This is a genomic window from Pleurocapsa sp. PCC 7319 (assembly GCF_000332195.1).
Classification (GTDB): Bacteria; Cyanobacteriota; Cyanobacteriia; order Cyanobacteriales; family Xenococcaceae; genus Waterburya.
This window is the reverse complement of the sequence record NZ_KB235922.1, coordinates 1,488,736-1,503,026: the sequence shown is the minus strand read 5'-3', so window position 1 is coordinate 1,503,026 and position 14,291 is coordinate 1,488,736. Positions and strand designations below refer to the sequence as shown.

At 39.9% G+C, this 14,291-nt stretch carries 17 protein-coding genes and 1 pseudogene; 5 read left to right on the top strand and 13 right to left on the bottom strand.

Features of this window, described 5'->3' with window-relative positions; all coding sequences use genetic code 11:
• Position 1: 1 nt before the first annotated feature.
• Positions 2-364 (bottom strand): IS630 transposase-related protein, encoded by a 363-nt coding sequence (locus tag PLEUR7319_RS0110735; protein WP_019503404.1) that lies wholly within the window; start codon positions 362-364, stop codon positions 2-4.
• Positions 365-1,213: 849 nt separating this feature from the next.
• Positions 1,214-1,417, bottom strand: a complete 204-nt coding sequence (locus PLEUR7319_RS39335; RefSeq protein WP_256380658.1) for a DUF433 domain-containing protein — start codon at positions 1,415-1,417, stop codon at positions 1,214-1,216.
• Between the two features lie 41 nt (positions 1,418-1,458).
• On the opposite strand from PLEUR7319_RS39335, the pseudogene PLEUR7319_RS43475 reads away from it, so the two are divergent.
• Positions 1,459-1,614: pseudogene (locus PLEUR7319_RS43475) on the top strand (histone deacetylase); the annotation flags it as partial.
• Here PLEUR7319_RS43475 and PLEUR7319_RS34875 read toward each other — a convergent pair.
• The 3 genes from PLEUR7319_RS34875 to PLEUR7319_RS0110705 all read right to left on the bottom strand — a co-directional run bounded on the left by PLEUR7319_RS34875 (position 1,569) and on the right by PLEUR7319_RS0110705 (position 5,124).
• A complete protein-coding gene (locus PLEUR7319_RS34875; protein WP_019505225.1) occupies positions 1,569-2,300 on the bottom strand; it encodes a peptidylprolyl isomerase in 732 nt (243 codons plus the stop codon). The pseudogene PLEUR7319_RS43475 and the gene PLEUR7319_RS34875 sit on opposite strands and share 46 nt — an antisense overlap.
• A gap of 57 nt (positions 2,301-2,357) precedes the next feature.
• On the bottom strand, positions 2,358-3,596 hold the full coding sequence (locus tag PLEUR7319_RS0110710; RefSeq protein WP_019505224.1) for an NF038122 family metalloprotease: 1,239 nt from the start codon (positions 3,594-3,596) through the stop codon (positions 2,358-2,360).
• A 322-nt stretch (positions 3,597-3,918) separates the two neighbouring features.
• A complete protein-coding gene (locus tag PLEUR7319_RS0110705) occupies positions 3,919-5,124 on the bottom strand; it encodes a sulfite exporter TauE/SafE family protein (RefSeq protein WP_019505223.1) in 1,206 nt (401 codons plus the stop codon).
• Between the two features lie 126 nt (positions 5,125-5,250).
• Between PLEUR7319_RS0110705 and PLEUR7319_RS0110700 the strand changes: the two genes are divergently transcribed.
• The 3 genes from PLEUR7319_RS0110700 to PLEUR7319_RS0110690 are packed head-to-tail and all read left to right on the top strand — an operon-like array spanning position 5,251 to position 8,562.
• Entirely contained in the window at positions 5,251-6,051 is an 801-nt protein-coding gene (locus PLEUR7319_RS0110700; protein WP_036799705.1) for a DUF1838 family protein, read from the top strand.
• Between the two features lie 56 nt (positions 6,052-6,107).
• Entirely contained in the window at positions 6,108-7,145 is a 1,038-nt protein-coding gene (locus PLEUR7319_RS0110695; protein ID WP_026102439.1) for a nitrilase-related carbon-nitrogen hydrolase, read from the top strand.
• 1 nt (position 7,146) lies between these two features.
• Positions 7,147-8,562: an aldehyde dehydrogenase family protein gene (locus tag PLEUR7319_RS0110690; RefSeq protein WP_019505220.1), complete on the top strand. Its 1,416-nt coding sequence runs from the start codon at positions 7,147-7,149 to the stop codon at positions 8,560-8,562.
• A 99-nt stretch (positions 8,563-8,661) separates the two neighbouring features.
• Here the strand turns inward: PLEUR7319_RS0110690 and PLEUR7319_RS0110685 are convergent, their stop codons facing one another.
• The 8 genes from PLEUR7319_RS0110685 to PLEUR7319_RS41605 form a co-directional block, all read right to left on the bottom strand.
• Positions 8,662-9,054: a cupin domain-containing protein gene (locus PLEUR7319_RS0110685; RefSeq protein ID WP_019505219.1), complete on the bottom strand. Its 393-nt coding sequence runs from the start codon at positions 9,052-9,054 to the stop codon at positions 8,662-8,664.
• A 323-nt stretch (positions 9,055-9,377) separates the two neighbouring features.
• A complete protein-coding gene (locus PLEUR7319_RS0110680; protein ID WP_019505218.1) occupies positions 9,378-10,268 on the bottom strand; it encodes a glycoside hydrolase family 19 protein in 891 nt (296 codons plus the stop codon).
• A 23-nt stretch (positions 10,269-10,291) separates the two neighbouring features.
• A complete protein-coding gene (locus PLEUR7319_RS42575) occupies positions 10,292-10,816 on the bottom strand; it encodes a LysM peptidoglycan-binding domain-containing protein (RefSeq protein WP_019505217.1) in 525 nt (174 codons plus the stop codon).
• A 54-nt stretch (positions 10,817-10,870) separates the two neighbouring features.
• Positions 10,871-11,080 (bottom strand): hypothetical protein, encoded by a 210-nt coding sequence (locus PLEUR7319_RS0110670; protein ID WP_158441826.1) that lies wholly within the window; start codon positions 11,078-11,080, stop codon positions 10,871-10,873.
• On the bottom strand, positions 11,077-11,247 hold the full coding sequence (locus tag PLEUR7319_RS41235) for a hypothetical protein (protein ID WP_019505215.1): 171 nt from the start codon (positions 11,245-11,247) through the stop codon (positions 11,077-11,079). The genes PLEUR7319_RS0110670 and PLEUR7319_RS41235 overlap by 4 nt, the downstream gene beginning before the upstream one ends.
• A 246-nt stretch (positions 11,248-11,493) precedes the next feature.
• Positions 11,494-12,018: a CAP domain-containing protein gene (locus tag PLEUR7319_RS34870; protein WP_019505213.1), complete on the bottom strand. Its 525-nt coding sequence runs from the start codon at positions 12,016-12,018 to the stop codon at positions 11,494-11,496.
• Positions 12,019-12,284: 266 nt separating this feature from the next.
• On the bottom strand, positions 12,285-12,893 hold the full coding sequence (locus PLEUR7319_RS0110650) for an AraC family transcriptional regulator (protein ID WP_019505212.1): 609 nt from the start codon (positions 12,891-12,893) through the stop codon (positions 12,285-12,287).
• A gap of 15 nt (positions 12,894-12,908) precedes the next feature.
• Complete coding sequence (locus PLEUR7319_RS41605) at positions 12,909-13,058, bottom strand: hypothetical protein (protein WP_192816066.1); 150 nt, start codon at positions 13,056-13,058, stop codon at positions 12,909-12,911.
• A 557-nt stretch (positions 13,059-13,615) separates the two neighbouring features.
• Here PLEUR7319_RS41605 and PLEUR7319_RS0110645 point away from each other — a divergent pair.
• Positions 13,616-14,281 carry a response regulator transcription factor gene (locus PLEUR7319_RS0110645; protein ID WP_019505211.1) on the top strand — a complete coding sequence of 222 codons (666 nt, stop codon included), beginning with the start codon at positions 13,616-13,618 and terminating at the stop codon, positions 14,279-14,281.
• Positions 14,282-14,291: the final 10 nt, after the last annotated feature.

Here is a 14,291-nt window from a genome sequence, read left to right as displayed (position 1 = left end):
TTTAAATAATCGTTTCGCCTTTGTTGGTCCCGTTCTCGGTACTGCGGTGTCTTTTTTTTCGACTAATCTTCAATCTTTTAAGTGCTCGACATACGGTATTTTCTTTGGCTCTAATCGCTTCTGCTATTTCTGCTTGATAGGCATCGGGATTTAATGCGACATAAGCTTTTAATTTTTCATCATCTACTCTAAACCCACCTCTTTTTTTGGGGTAAATAGCTGCAAGCTCTCCTCTTAAGGCTCTTTTTTCCCATCGAAGAATACTTGTTCTACTAGCTCCAAGCATTCTTGATATTTCTGTTTTGCTTTTGCCTTCTTCTAACAGGTCTAATGCACGTTGCCGCATATCTAAAGAATATGCCATTTTTAGGTTTTATTTTCGATTGTTTAAGGGTTATTATCCCAATTTAGCTTTAATTCTTCAGCGATTCAAACTTATTTCAGTTAGCTATAGTTGGCTTTACAGTTTGATTGGCATAGTTACAAGCATTAGCAAACGCCTTTAATGTAGATTCAATTTTTTGAATCACTTCATTAGAAGGGTTGAGTTTGCAAACAATTGTCAATACTTGTTTCATACGATTAATTATATCACATATGAATACCAAGAAATATAAAGCCGTCCTAAAAGCGCGAAAAAGCGTTGCGGGGGTTCCCCCCGTTGAGCTTATTGAGCAAGAAGGACAGGGCTTCAGACCCAAATTTTCGGTGATCAATGATATAGCAATCGGATTTGATTTGTGAAAAAAACATACCTGCGATCGCCAAAGAAGAACTATTAAAGAATAGGGTCAGCCATGTAATACAGGGTAGAAGAATATTACAACCAAAATTAGGTAATAGATGAATGTCATCTCCTGTGGGGAGACCTTTGTGATTATATAGCCGTACAAAGTTACGTTAGGACAAGTTTATTTGATTGCTCGTAAGTAACTAGTAACGAGTAACGAGTGTCCTAATATAAGTTCGTATTGTTATATCTGGGGTCGAACAGATGAAAGAGTAGAAGTGCCAATGACCAATGAAAGCTACAAACCTATTTTGGGGCGCTAGATTATCAGACTAAAGAGTTTTTAGTTAAACCCCTCAATTCAAACTTGTTAGGGTACTACATCAGCTACAGTCATTACATCGAGATCGGCATTTCGCAGAGCTTTAACTAATGCATTTTTAATCGTATCTTCATCTAGATAAAGGCAAATTCGGCTCACAACTATTTACCTGTTGTATATTCTGCTATCAATCGATCGCATTCTCGATCATATTCAGCAAATTCAGTATCTAGTAATTCTTTATTAGCATAATAATATGCGATCGCAGTATAGATGCCAGCAAGAGTTAAATGAGGTTTATCTTCTAAGATTTCTTCTGGAGTAACACCTGCTTTAATTTCATTGACAATATATTCAACTGTAATCCGAGAGCCAGTTCTTGGTATCTGCTACTTTTGAATGGGACATATATCGCCGGGAAAGAATGGTATTAAGCACCTGTAAAGTCTGAGGTTATCACGTTGCTAGCGTTATTGGTGATGGTTATGTCAAAGATATGTCTGCTTTAGTTTATCGTCATTCTTTACTACATCGCGCAGCGCAAGTAGTATTCTCTAGGTGATATTTTTGTTTCATTAGTTGTTGTTGCATCCACTGGTTAAATAGTTCATCCCTCAGACGCTTCTGCACAGCGCGATCGCATTGTGCGGAAACATATTTGTCCAGACGCAAGATCACATACCATTCCCCAATGAGGATAGGAGAAGAAATAGAATTGGCTGGGAGGGTAGATAGCTGTTGTGCTATTAAAGGTGAGAGAGTTCCCAATTCTACCCAGCCAATAGCTTCACTAGCTTTAATCTGGGGATTTTCCCTACATTCTTGTGCTAACTCAGTAAAAGTCTGTTCTGCTTCAATTAAGCGAAAGTGCATTTCTCTAGCGATTTCCTTTGTTTTCGTCTTAACGATTGAATAAACTACCTGATCTAGTTGCTTTTTTTGACGAGCAAAATAGGCAGGTATCTGATCGCTAAAATTTTGTTGCTTAAATTTTTCAATCTTGAAGTTTCTGATAGCTGATGCTAGAAACTCTTCTTTGTTTACAGAGGAAGTTTTTGATTTATTTTGTTGATGTTGCCATAACCCAGAAGCGATCGCTATTTCTTGGGGAGTGCATTCAATCTGGGAGATCGCTCGATCAATGATATCTTCATAAGCCAACCGTGACAGCATCCCGTATTTATTCAATAGAGGAATAATCTCTTCGGCAGTAATAACGCGATCGATACTTCTAATAATTGTCTTCATAGTTGCTCCACTCACTACTCATCTCGATCCCGCGAAGACGGGACTACTCACTACTTCTTAAGCCAAGTCCCAACCAATCACATCAAACGCAAGTAAATCGTTATTCGTGAACTCCAGGAATTCTCCAGTATCACCAGTGGGATCGAGGATGCCAATATTTGGATTATCTCCTAAATTGTCTTGCCAATGAGAAAGCTGCTCGCCATCGCCTGTATATACCCCCGTAGAAAGAGATGCGATTCGAGTTTGACCTCCATCAATAGAGAAATATTTATCTTCAAGGATACCTGTCGTAAAATCTCTTGCACCCTGGACAAAGCTCTCAGGAGAAAAGCGGAATAAATCTAGCGACGAGGGAATATATTCATTGTCCGAAATAAATTGATCGACGATGTCTTCTCCATCATCAATACCTTCAATACCGTCTTCGTTTGCCTCAGCAATTAATGTAGGGATGTCTACACCTAAAGTTTCGCTTAACTCATTTAAACTTTTATTCGCATACAGATCTAGGTAATTAGCAGAACTTGTAAATCCCAAAGCGTGACCAATTTCATGAAATACTACGCCAGTAAAATCATGGGCGTCAGGAGCAATGCCGTCACTAGCATCAAAATCCCAAGCAATATTGCTGCTAAAGTTTATTTTGGCATCTACATTCTCCTCTGGAGTATCTTCCATAGCCTCAGCAATATATTCTGAACTAAAACCCAAAGCTTTAGCATTAGCTGTAGTTAACTCAATAGTTGAATTGTTCAAACCAGCATTATTATCCAGATAAGGAGTATCGCTGCCGTTATTTTCACTAGTATTGTTAATTAAAAAAGGTACACTACCTTCTGGAAGATAAGTAACTGCGGTTTGGTCATCAGGTGAGGTAATGTCGTCAGCTAAAGCCTGATTTACCTCAGTGTAGGGGAGTTGCACAGAAGTCGACGCAGTTCCTCCTAAATTGTTTGGTTCACCTGGTGTAAAGGTAAAGTCGAACTGCAGATCTACATCATCTAATAAAAATGATGACCAATAGTCCGCAGCTTCTGTGACTCCATCAATAACTTCTTGGGGAGTATCTTCGGCATAATTAAAAGTAAACTGAGTTCCCTCAGGATTGCCTACCGTGATTGTATTGGTTAAAGGTGTTTCAGCTTCTGCTGTCTGTAATATTGGTTCACTGTTTTCAGCTGAATCGCTACCATCAGCATTTAGAGCCAACGACTCGGAGTATAGTGAGCTTGTTGCTATTTCTGAGTCGTCAAACCAGTTAAAATTTTTGATTGCTTGATGTTGTTGAGTCATTTTGGATTAGTTGTCAATTGGTTATTTATTTAGATGTCAATCAAGAACAATAAGCTTGCTCGTTCTCTTAAACACTGTCTTTATCTTAGGGATTGAAAACACAACAAACATCTGAAAAACGTCTTGAACTATCCTTAACGAAAGATAGAAAGACTATCTAACTTTTGCCGAATCATTAAGTATATTTCTCTACAACCAAAGTTATATAATCGTCTCAATTTGGTTACTAATACTGCAAAATACCATTTTTGTATCGAGCTACTGCTGCTGTTAAATAATTATCCCAAGCGCGATCTCTCGTTAGCCAGCTAATCGAATAATATTAATTTTTAGGTGGAACGTACCATTTCCCCAAAACCTTGGCAAATAAGGGCGATCGCAGGATTAAAATTAAACTGCTTACCAAAATAACTATCCCTACTCGCAACTTACTGCCGAAGCTTAGTTGAAAATCTCCCAAATAATGCGAGCCTAATAAAACTGTATGACTAACAGCAAATACGAAGGCAGGAACAGTTAAAAGATGAATTTTACGCCAGCGTTGACCGAGATTTTTCTGTAAGCGATCGGTACTGGTAATTGCCGCAGGAAACATTAAAAATAGACTTAAGAACCCCCCAGCCATACCAAGACGATGTTGAGGTAACATAAAAGCGATCGCATCGAGATTCCAGTTTAAAGAATGATCTAACATATGGGCGGTATGCGCCAAAGCCAGAATAAAAGAACCCACACCAATTACACGACGATAATGAAGTGGTGCAGCCCAAACGCAACTAATCGGACGAGCAACCAAAGCTAACATCAATAAAATCAAGGCACCATGACCTGTGTAATCTATCATGGCATCTGTCCGTAAGAGAGTTAGGATACCGATACTAATAGTAATCCAGCCACCGAGGCGAAATAGCTGACTACGCTTATCTGCGCTTAACCTCGAAGCAGATATTCCTACCCCTAACATCGTAGGCATTGTCCCGATGCCGAAACAGAGCATGGTTAAGGCACCAATGATTAAATCTCCTGTTTCTACAGCTTTTAGCTGAGCTGCATATAGAAAACCACAGGGAATTAAGCCCCAAATACTCCCAAGTAAAGCAGGTGTCCACCATTGTTGTTGAGCTGAAAGTCGATCCATGCCTGTATTCAATCGATTGTGGATAGCTCCCTGCAAAGGATGCAAAAAAGGTAAGCGAGGCAGCCAGTTTGGTTTAATTTGTCCTAAACCAAACCAAATCAGCATTATGCTAGTAATAATTGCCATGATCTGCCGCAGCTCACTCCCTATTCCTGCTAATTGTCCACTAGCAATCACAGTCGAACCTAAACCGCCTAAAGCTGCTCCAACAAGAGTGTAACTAATAATTCTGCCAATATTTAAGAGAAGATGAAACCGCCAGCTATTTTTTGGCTGGGGATGGTTTTCCTGAGACAGAGCAAAAGCTACCGTCAAAGGTCCACACATACCCACACAATGACCAAAACTTCCTAAAAATCCTAGGGCAATAACCAGCAGTAAATCTAACACTATCTCTGTTTAGCAATAACTTCCTTCTTTATTCCTAGCAGATTGTTGAGTATTTTTTAATAATTAATACTGCAAATTTCAACTAATGATGAGATGTATATGTATAAGTTTCCAATGGAGTTAAAAATGCCAGATTATTCAACAGACTACGAATTTAGCCGTTTAAATTTCTACCGAGATAACCATGGCAAGCAGCTTTACTATAGTTGGCAGGGAGATATTTGGTGGATTGAAGCCCCAGGCAAACCCAAGGAAAAGTTATTCTCGATTATTGGCATGAACGCCACCAAAATCTTGCTTAAATCCGATCCTGAATATGGGGAAGTTGGATATCGACTCAATAGAGAGATTGGCTTATTTTGCGATCCAGAAACCAAAGAAATCTTACATTATTGGCAACCACAAAATGGTAGCCCAGAAGTTCCAGTAGTGCATATCGCCAACCGTATGGTACAGGGTTCTCTTCGAGAAAGAAAGATAGTTATTCCTCAGGGTCAAGGATACATAACTAAAGTTAATGAGATTCCTTTGTCATATCCCCATCCTCTAGCCAAAGAGAGTAAATTCCGAGACTATTGCCCTGGAGAAACTTTTCAAGGGGTAGAATATTTCACCTCAAATTTTTCCCGTCCTGGAGTCGAGAATATTCCTCCGGCGACTTGGGCGAGAGATTGTCCTTGGATGCCCTGGATGAAATTAGGTTATGGTCATCCCGCACGATTGAGATACGAAACTACTATATCGAGAGTAGAAACTTTTGAGGAACTCGATCCTAAGTTAGTTAGGTTAGTTAGGGAAAAATTACCTATTTACGAATTCACCCCAGATGAATGTGATGAACTCAATACAACCAGCATCTTATACTTTAAGCGACACTTTGATTCTTATTTAAGGGGAGAAATTTTTCCTATCGAAGAAACTGCTTGAATGCGTCTAATCTATTAGCATACAGATAATGATATTTGTTTCTCACAGTGAACTCTATTCCCGCTAATTCCATCGACTCCTACCGAGCATTAGCACTGCAAATAACTTGTCATGCGGTTAATCAAGCAAGCGATCGCGCTGAAGTTTTTTCTCTGATACAAAAGACGATCACTCGCTTAGCAAAACAAATTGCTGCCAGTATTGCTTTTATTGGTTCCGACTGCCGGTTAATCGTTTTACCAGAATATTTCCTGACCGGTTTTCCTTTGGGAGAATCTATTCCTGAATGGGCACAAAAAGCTTGCTTGGAAATGGCTGGTGCTGAATATGAATTACTTGGTCAAATTGCCCAGAAACATCGTATCTTTTTAGCTGGTAATGCTTACGAATTAGATCCTAATTTTCCGCAACTTTACTTTCAAACCTGCTTTATCATCGACCCTAGTGGCTCAGTCGTACTGCGGTATCGCCGGTTGAACTCTATGTTTGCCCCCACACCTCACGATGTTTGGGATCAGTATCTTGACTGCTATGGTTTGGAGGGAGTTTTTCCGGTTGCCAAAACTGAGATAGGCAATTTAGCAGCTATTGCTTCAGAAGAAATTCTGTATCCAGAAGTAGCTAGATGTCTAGCGATGCGTGGAGCAGAGATTTTTTTACATTCCACTTCCGAAATATATGGCAAAGGACGATCTCCTAAAGATGCAGCTAAAATTAGCCGTGCAGTAGAAAATATAGCCTACGTAGTATCAACTAACACAGCAGGAATTAATAAGATCTCGATTCCTATTGCCTCTGCCGATGGTGGCTCTCAAATCGTTGACTATCGAGGATTAGTTTTAGCAGAAACATCTACGGGAGAGAGTATGGCAGCATTTGCTGAAATTGACTTAGCTGCATTACGTCGTTACCGTCGCCGACCAGGATTAAATAATTTACTATCGCGTCAGCGATTTGAACTCTATGCAGCTAGTTACAACCAATCGCACTTTTACCCCGCTAATACTATGCAAGACAAAAACATAGACCGCAAGCACTTCTTAGAAACACAGCAGAAAGCGATCGCCCGTTTAACCGATCTCGGAATTATTTAAGATGAATAAAACAATAGAAGTCCGCAATCCTCGTACTGGTATATCTGACCATACAATTGTCCCCCCCTCTAAGAATCAGCTTGAACAGCAATGTCTGAACTTGCGTCAAGCACAAATTCATTGGCAGCAAATTGGTATTGTAGGTCGAATCGAAGCCTTACAGCAGTTGAAACAAGCCGTATTATCTCAGCGCGATCGCCTGACTGAAGCTTTAGTTCAAGACACGGGACGATTATCTATTTCGGCACTGGAAATTGATTCGTTTCTCTCTAGTATCGATCGCTGGTGTCAATTAGCTCCTGAATTATTACAGGAATCGGAAAAAAATACAGCAATTCCATTCATAAAATTACAGCAAACCTTCGTTCCCTATTCTTTGGTTGGGGTAATTAGCCCCTGGAATTTTCCTCTTTTACTATCTACCATCGACACTATACCTGCATTACTGGCTGGTTGTGCCGTAATGGTTAAACCTAGTGAGATTGCACCTCGCTTCATAGCACCGCTGATGAAGGCAATCAAAACCGTTCCCGATTTGCGAGATATATTAGTCTTTATTGAAGGGGGAGGGGAGACGGGAGCTTCTTTAATTGAATATGTGGATCTAATTTGTTTTACAGGTAGTGTCGCCACCGGACGCAAAGTCGGAGCAGCAGCAGCAGCAAACTTTATCCCTGCTTTTTTGGAATTAGGCGGTAAAGACCCGGCGATCATACTCTCCTCCGCTAATTTAGAATTAACTACCTCAGCAATTTTGTGGGGTTCAGTTGTCAATACTGGTCAGTCATGTCTTTCTCTTGAGCGGATTTACGTTGCTGAATCTATTTTTGAGCAATTTGTAGATCTGCTAGTTACCAAAGCCAAAAGTTTAAAATTAGCTTATCCGACAGTCGAAAGTGGTGAAATTGGTCCTATCATTGCCGAGAGACAAGCAGGAATCATCAGCGAACATTTACAAGATGCGATCGCTAAAGGAGCGATGGTACGCTGTGGTGGAACAGTAGAAGAGAAAGATGGTGGATGGTGGTGTTATCCAACAGTGCTGACTCAAGTAAATCACTCGATGAAAGTGATGACTGAAGAGACATTTGCACCGATTATGCCCATAATGCCTTTTGTGACTGTAGAGGAAGCTATTAACTTGGCAAATGACACAATTTACGGACTCAGTGCAGCCGTATTTGCAGCAGAAGAGTCAGAAGCTATAGCAGTTGCTAGACAGATAGATGCTGGTGCGATATCTATCAATGACGCAGGACTTACCGCTTTAATTTATGAAGGGGAAAAAAATTCTTTTAAATACTCTGGTTTAGGAGGTTCGCGGATGGGAGCAGCCAGTTTAAAGCGATTTTTACGCAACAAAGCTTTCTTGGCAAAAACTAATTCTGTTGCCGATCCTTGGTGGTTTGATAGCTAGAGCTAAATCCTGTCGAGAGAGAAATTTTCTGAGTTGTCCCCACAAAATTCAGACAAGTAACTATCTAGTACCGCCGTTTTTAGATTTTTGCTTCAGAATTTAAATTGCCGAAAGACTACCAAATATTAGGGCGGCTGATATAAAAGAAGATTTGTTGAGGAATTTATAGGAATTACTTTCAGTTATCAAATCTGGAGCTAGTAGCGATTCAAATCCATGAACTGTGTAGGGGGGAACGTATAATAAATCTCCTGGTTTGGTCACTATCGAGTACACATCAGACTTGGAAGCATTCTTCCCTGGTATTGAATCGCCTGGATAAGTTTTGTCTCCAACCCAAAACTTGACATTTCCTTCTGGAAGATAGAAAAATTCACCGTAACCTTTTTGTATATGTGGTTCTGGACCAGCGCCAACTGGAGATATAGACTCTGACAGGGTATAATCTTCCTTTCTTTTGGAAAAGCTGAACATTTCACCAGCAGATCCCATAATCAGAGGTGGATTGGAATCAGTAGCAATTGTCGGAAAGTCGAATGTAAGTTGGGAAGAATTGCTAGGAGTTTCTGAGTACTGAACGAGTTTAGGTGATTTCCAGCAATAATTATACCCACAAGGAAGCAACAGTATTCTGAATTTGAAGGATGCAAGTGGGTATGGTCTTTCTTGGAAATCACCTTATTCTTAAAAGTGGCTCCCTAGATCGAGCCTGTACGCACATCGTCACTAGCCAGTAATCCATCAAAGTTGTTGACGCATTCTTCGTTGCATTCATGATTAGTCATAATTTTCTCCTTTAGATTTGAACGGTAAATTTAGTAATGAGCCATTTGATCGCAGTAGACGTTATCGCCCGTACTCACGCCCAACATCTGGGTAAAACGTTGGTAGAAGCCTACCCGGCTATCAACTTGAGGAGGCGTGGGGATGCTACATTCGAGACCGCCGTTGATAATATTAATAGTCATACCAAAACCAGGTAGACGTCCTTTGCTTATATCCTCAGGGGAGGGAGTCCAAAGACCACTCATAACATCGTGGCAAGAAGGCTTTGGTGGTTGAGGGGTCATCCAAAACCACAAAGCTGTAGAAAATGAGATGACACCATCTGACTTCACTAAGTCAGGGTTAGTGAGTAAAGCTTGACCTAAAGCTTGACCTGCTGCACCGTAGTTGTAGTTCCATGATAATTGCATTGGACCACGACCGTGATAGCTGCGACCAGGCTGACATGGATACTGGGTGTTATTGCGATCGCAGTATTCATCTCCACAGCCGTTAGGAATGCAGCGTAATTCTTCGATGTATTGAAGACTACCCGTTTCGTGAGCAATGTTGGCTAGGAACGCTGCTGCCTCGCGTTTGCGTTGTGTATCAGGTTCTTCATTGCAGAAGTTTGGGTATCTTTGCGTTGCTCTTACTAAACTGTCATAGGAGTACAAACCGTTACGATTAGGAAACATAGATTCATAGATTTGACGCGACACAATATCTGCAAAACCGCCGTTTCCAGGAGGTTCAGGTGGCTCAGACCCATTAGGAATACACAATTCTTGACCTGGAAAAATCGTCTCGTCAACAGGTTTACTGCAATCAGGATTCATGATGTCCCGCCAACGATTACCATCACCTAACTCTCGCTGGGCAATGTCAAAGAGTATATCTCCTTGCCGAACAACATAAGATCTTCCACATTGACAAGTCATAAAATTACCTCCAAAAAATTAAATTACAAAATTGCTTTGACAGGCTTTCTACCTAGTTCGAGTGCTTCTGAAATAGTATCGACAAGAATATCAATCTTACCCGTTACAATTGCCGTACCTACATCTAAGGCTTCTGCGGGAACTTGCCTGCCATCCCAAAGAACCAAAGTAAACTTTGTACGCAGGGGAATTTGAGAGCGAGCTACTGCACATTGTACGCGCAGAACATTTTCACCTATATCGGGGCATCGTGGCTTCCAGTCTCCTTCAAGTGCTGCACGTAATGTTATGCCAAATACACCTGAGGCTGGGAAAGCACATCCTACATTCTCATGGGCGTAAAATGTAGCTTCTAACTCTATTGCATTACCATTACCATTCGGAATGCACAATTCTTGACCTGGAAAAATCGTCTCGTTAACAGGTTTACTGCAATCAGCATTCATGATTTCGGGCCAACGATTACCATCACCTAACTCTCGCTGGGCAATGTCAAAGAGTATATCTCCTTGCCGAACAATATAAGATCTTCCGCATTGACAAGTCATAAATAACCTCCAAAAAATGAAATTACGAAATTACTGCTTGGACAGGCTTGTTAGCTAAATTTTGATTTCAATTACTTGAGCGGTCATAGCTAATTGATTTACTGCCGAAGACAGACCATGAATCTTTACCTTTAGATCGGGATTCAATTTACTAGAATCCACTGTTTTTTCTTGCCGAGTAATCTTGGTTTCTGGGAGAAGAGCAACATAACAACGACCACTATCAGTTTCCACCATCAATTGCAAAGGAAAACTTTCCATCACCTGAGTAATCTTGCCTTCAATACTGATTGCTTTGCAGGTGTGACGTGAACGCGATCGTCAGCACCACAGACTGTTTCTGGCTGTAGGTATACTAAGGTAGCAGCATCTGGAAGTGATTCTAGGTCTTCTGCGATCGCTACTGTCTGAACTTCACTAACTTCATCCATAGCGTGAGAAGGATTAAAACCAGCTACCGCTTCAATTTCACCTTGGGCTCTGCTCGCTTAACATTTGCATACCTTCAGTGACTGCATCTTCACGGAACAGAACCAAATATTTTCCTGTTAATTCATTTTCAGCTATTGCTAGATTCTGATTGTTTATCATTTGACTATTAGCCTCTGTATTTTTGTAAATTTCTATTGCCAGAACTTTTAGATACGTGTGTCGATTAGTTCTTATAGTTCTTATAGCTATCCCCCAAAGGTTTGCGTCCAATAGGGTTGATTTCCGCGAGCATATCCAATACCAATATCACGGAAGTTACGATTGAGAATATTTGCACGATGACCGCTACTATTCATCCAACCTTGCATTACATCTTGAGGTGAGGAATAACCTGATGCTATATTCTCGCCAGCCCATCGGAAATTGTAACCGTATTGCGTGATGCGATCGAATGGTGATGAACCATCGGAACCAATGTGGCTCAGAAAATTATGCCTTGCCATATCGTCGGAATGTGCTTGAGCTGCTGCAGTTAATTGCGAATGAAGTCTGAGTGGCGATAATCCTACTCGACCCCGTTCACTATTAACGATCTTGAAAACTTCCTCAATTAAAGATAAAGTTGCTAAGTCTAATGGTGAAGGATCTGCAAGCTCACTAGATGAAACCTCATTCTGTTGAACAGTAGTTTCAAGTTCAATGCTGACAGCTTCATCGATAGCCGACTCAGACTTTGTTGAATCTAAATTGAAATCATGTGTTGCAGTCATAATTTTTTCCTGAGAAATAGAGTTTTTGGAGAAATGCAAAGTTTAGCTTGTTTGCCAACCCTTTAGCTCTTTCTTAATACCAAGATATTCTTTTCTAACTCGATTGATAATTAACTATTTTTAGGTACTTATAGAAACAATAATTAATTATTTTTAGGTAGTGATAATTTATTTTTTCTATACAAACTGTAGTTTATTCAGTTAGTAAAAATAGATAAATGTAGAAAAAAATATTAGAAATCAGCAATGATATACTACCGAAGCAATTACTCACTGCTACGATAATTTACAAGAGTCTTGTTAACAGCTTTTGCCCCAGGTAATTTTTCATGGTTATTAACTCTTGTATGTTTGTTTACTCTTTTTTCACAACGCTGTTTATCTCTCCAAGCTCCAGGAGTAGTTTGATAGTAATTACGAAACTGTCCATAAAAATGATTAATATTTTGATAGCCTACATTAAAAGCAATCTGTTCAACGGAGAAATTAGTTTCTAAAAGTAAGGTACTTGCTTCGGCTATCCGACGCTCGATAATCCAATTGTTGACCGTTTTTCCAGTAAGTTTTCGCACTAAGTCGGTTAAGTAAGCCGGGGAATAACCGAGTGCTTGAGCTACTTCTTTTAGTCTAATATTTTGATCGTAATTCAATTCGATAAACTCAAAAACCTCACGCAATCGAGGGATGGAAGGAAATATAGATCGAGGAGTATTTGATTGTTTACTTTCGGTGTTAGTAGATAATTTCTCATTTGCTAACTGAACACTAACAAGACCATTTTCTTCACCAATCAGCTCAAATCCTGCTGCTTCCAAGCATTTAATTAAAAGGTTCTTATTTTCAGGATCTTCATCGCTTACTAAAATGTGAGTCATTTTATCTCTTAATATTTAATTATGTAGCGATCGCACAATCTTATTCTTCTCAAAAATAAACTCGCTATAGTCAGCCAAGTTATCAATTCCTAAAAAGTTGAACCAAATTTCAGTGGTTAACCATAGAGTGGTTGTCGCTAACAATTTTTTCCATCGCACATTCATTGGTTTCAATCCCCCAAGGTTAGGAAAAGTTGATATTGAAAGTATGTTTGATTGCTGTTTGTTATCTTTTCATCGTAGAGATTCAAATAGAGACAAACATCTGACAAACGTCTCGAATCGCGCTTTAACCAAAGTGATAACTACTCTCTGACTTTCGCTGACCTATTAAGTAGATCCTCCTATGACTAAAGTCTTGTAGCTAAACCAGCGATTACCACACAAGTCATAAACTTAAGTTTTATGGTGATACTGGGAATGGATTTAGCAGTTTAATTAAAGAACACTCCCTCTGGTTGTTTCTATGACTTCCTTTTTTAAATTTCTACCCAATCCCTTTCGCTTTTTGCTTGTTACCGAATGATAGTGGCAGAAATTCCTCTAGGTTAGACTTCAGTTGAAAACTAAATCTAATCAAATTTTTGGTTTCCCACTATTTTCTTAATTGTAAATAAATCTTACAAAAACTAAAATTCTGCATAAAATCAAGGTTTAAGTCTGAGAAATAATTAACGGCTTAAATTAAGCTTTATTCATTTCTATAGCTGGAGTTGGTTTTTATGATTCGCCTCCTACTGGTAGACGATCAAGAACTTGTTTGTCAGGGATTAAAAGCAATGCTAAATTTAGAGTCGGATTTGGAAGTAGTAGGAGTCGCTAATAATGGTCAAACTGCTATTGAGCAGGTGGCAGCTCTTCAACCAGATGTAGTGTTAATGGACGTGCGGATGCCGATAATGGATGGTCGAGAGGCTACCAGGATGATTACTAAACATTTTCCCGCAACTAAAGTCCTAGTTTTAAGTACCTTTGATGACGACCAATACATCTCTGACTCCATACGAGCGGGTGCGAAAGGCTATTTGCTCAAGGATATGCCTTCTGAAGAGCTAGCCCAAGCGATTCTGTTTGTTCATCGCGGCTATACACAATTGGCTCCGGGTCTAATGGAAAAGCTGCTTAAGAGCGTTTTAGAGAATGACACTGTAGGTGCAGAGCCAAACCCACAGAAATTGGTTCAGTTGACACCCAGAGAACAGGAAGTGTTGGGTTGGATTGGTAAGGGCAATACCAATCGGGAAATTGGTGAACAACTCTATATTACAGAAGGGACAGTCAAAGCTCACGTCACTCATATCCTCAACAGCCTCAATCTGCGAAATCGATCGCAGTTAGCAATTTATGCTAATTCTCCTAGGAGCAAAAGGCTACAATTGAAATTTTAAATATAAAAAT

Coding starts and splice junctions, on each gene's coding strand:
- PLEUR7319_RS34870 (WP_019505213.1), bottom strand. CDS start 12,018: ATGACTGCAACACATGATTTCAATTTAGATTCAACAAAGTCTGAGTCG.
- PLEUR7319_RS0110650 (WP_019505212.1), bottom strand. CDS start 12,893: ATGACTCACATTTTAGTAAGCGATGAAGATCCTGAAAATAAGAACCTT.
- PLEUR7319_RS42575 (WP_019505217.1), bottom strand. CDS start 10,816: ATGACTTGTCAATGCGGAAGATCTTATATTGTTCGGCAAGGAGATATA.
- PLEUR7319_RS41235 (WP_019505215.1), bottom strand. CDS start 11,247: ATGGATGAAGTTAGTGAAGTTCAGACAGTAGCGATCGCAGAAGACCTA.
- PLEUR7319_RS34875 (WP_019505225.1), bottom strand. CDS start 2,300: ATGAAGACAATTATTAGAAGTATCGATCGCGTTATTACTGCCGAAGAG.
- PLEUR7319_RS41605 (WP_192816066.1), bottom strand. CDS start 13,058: ATGAATGTGCGATGGAAAAAATTGTTAGCGACAACCACTCTATGGTTA.
- PLEUR7319_RS0110735 (WP_019503404.1), bottom strand. CDS start 364: ATGGCATATTCTTTAGATATGCGGCAACGTGCATTAGACCTGTTAGAA.
- PLEUR7319_RS0110700 (WP_036799705.1), top strand. CDS start 5,251: ATGCCAGATTATTCAACAGACTACGAATTTAGCCGTTTAAATTTCTAC.
- PLEUR7319_RS0110680 (WP_019505218.1), bottom strand. CDS start 10,268: ATGACTTGTCAATGTGGAAGATCTTATGTTGTTCGGCAAGGAGATATA.
- PLEUR7319_RS0110690 (WP_019505220.1), top strand. CDS start 7,147: ATGAATAAAACAATAGAAGTCCGCAATCCTCGTACTGGTATATCTGAC.
- PLEUR7319_RS0110710 (WP_019505224.1), bottom strand. CDS start 3,596: ATGACTCAACAACATCAAGCAATCAAAAATTTTAACTGGTTTGACGAC.
- PLEUR7319_RS0110685 (WP_019505219.1), bottom strand. CDS start 9,054: ATGGGATCTGCTGGTGAAATGTTCAGCTTTTCCAAAAGAAAGGAAGAT.
- PLEUR7319_RS0110645 (WP_019505211.1), top strand. CDS start 13,616: ATGATTCGCCTCCTACTGGTAGACGATCAAGAACTTGTTTGTCAGGGA.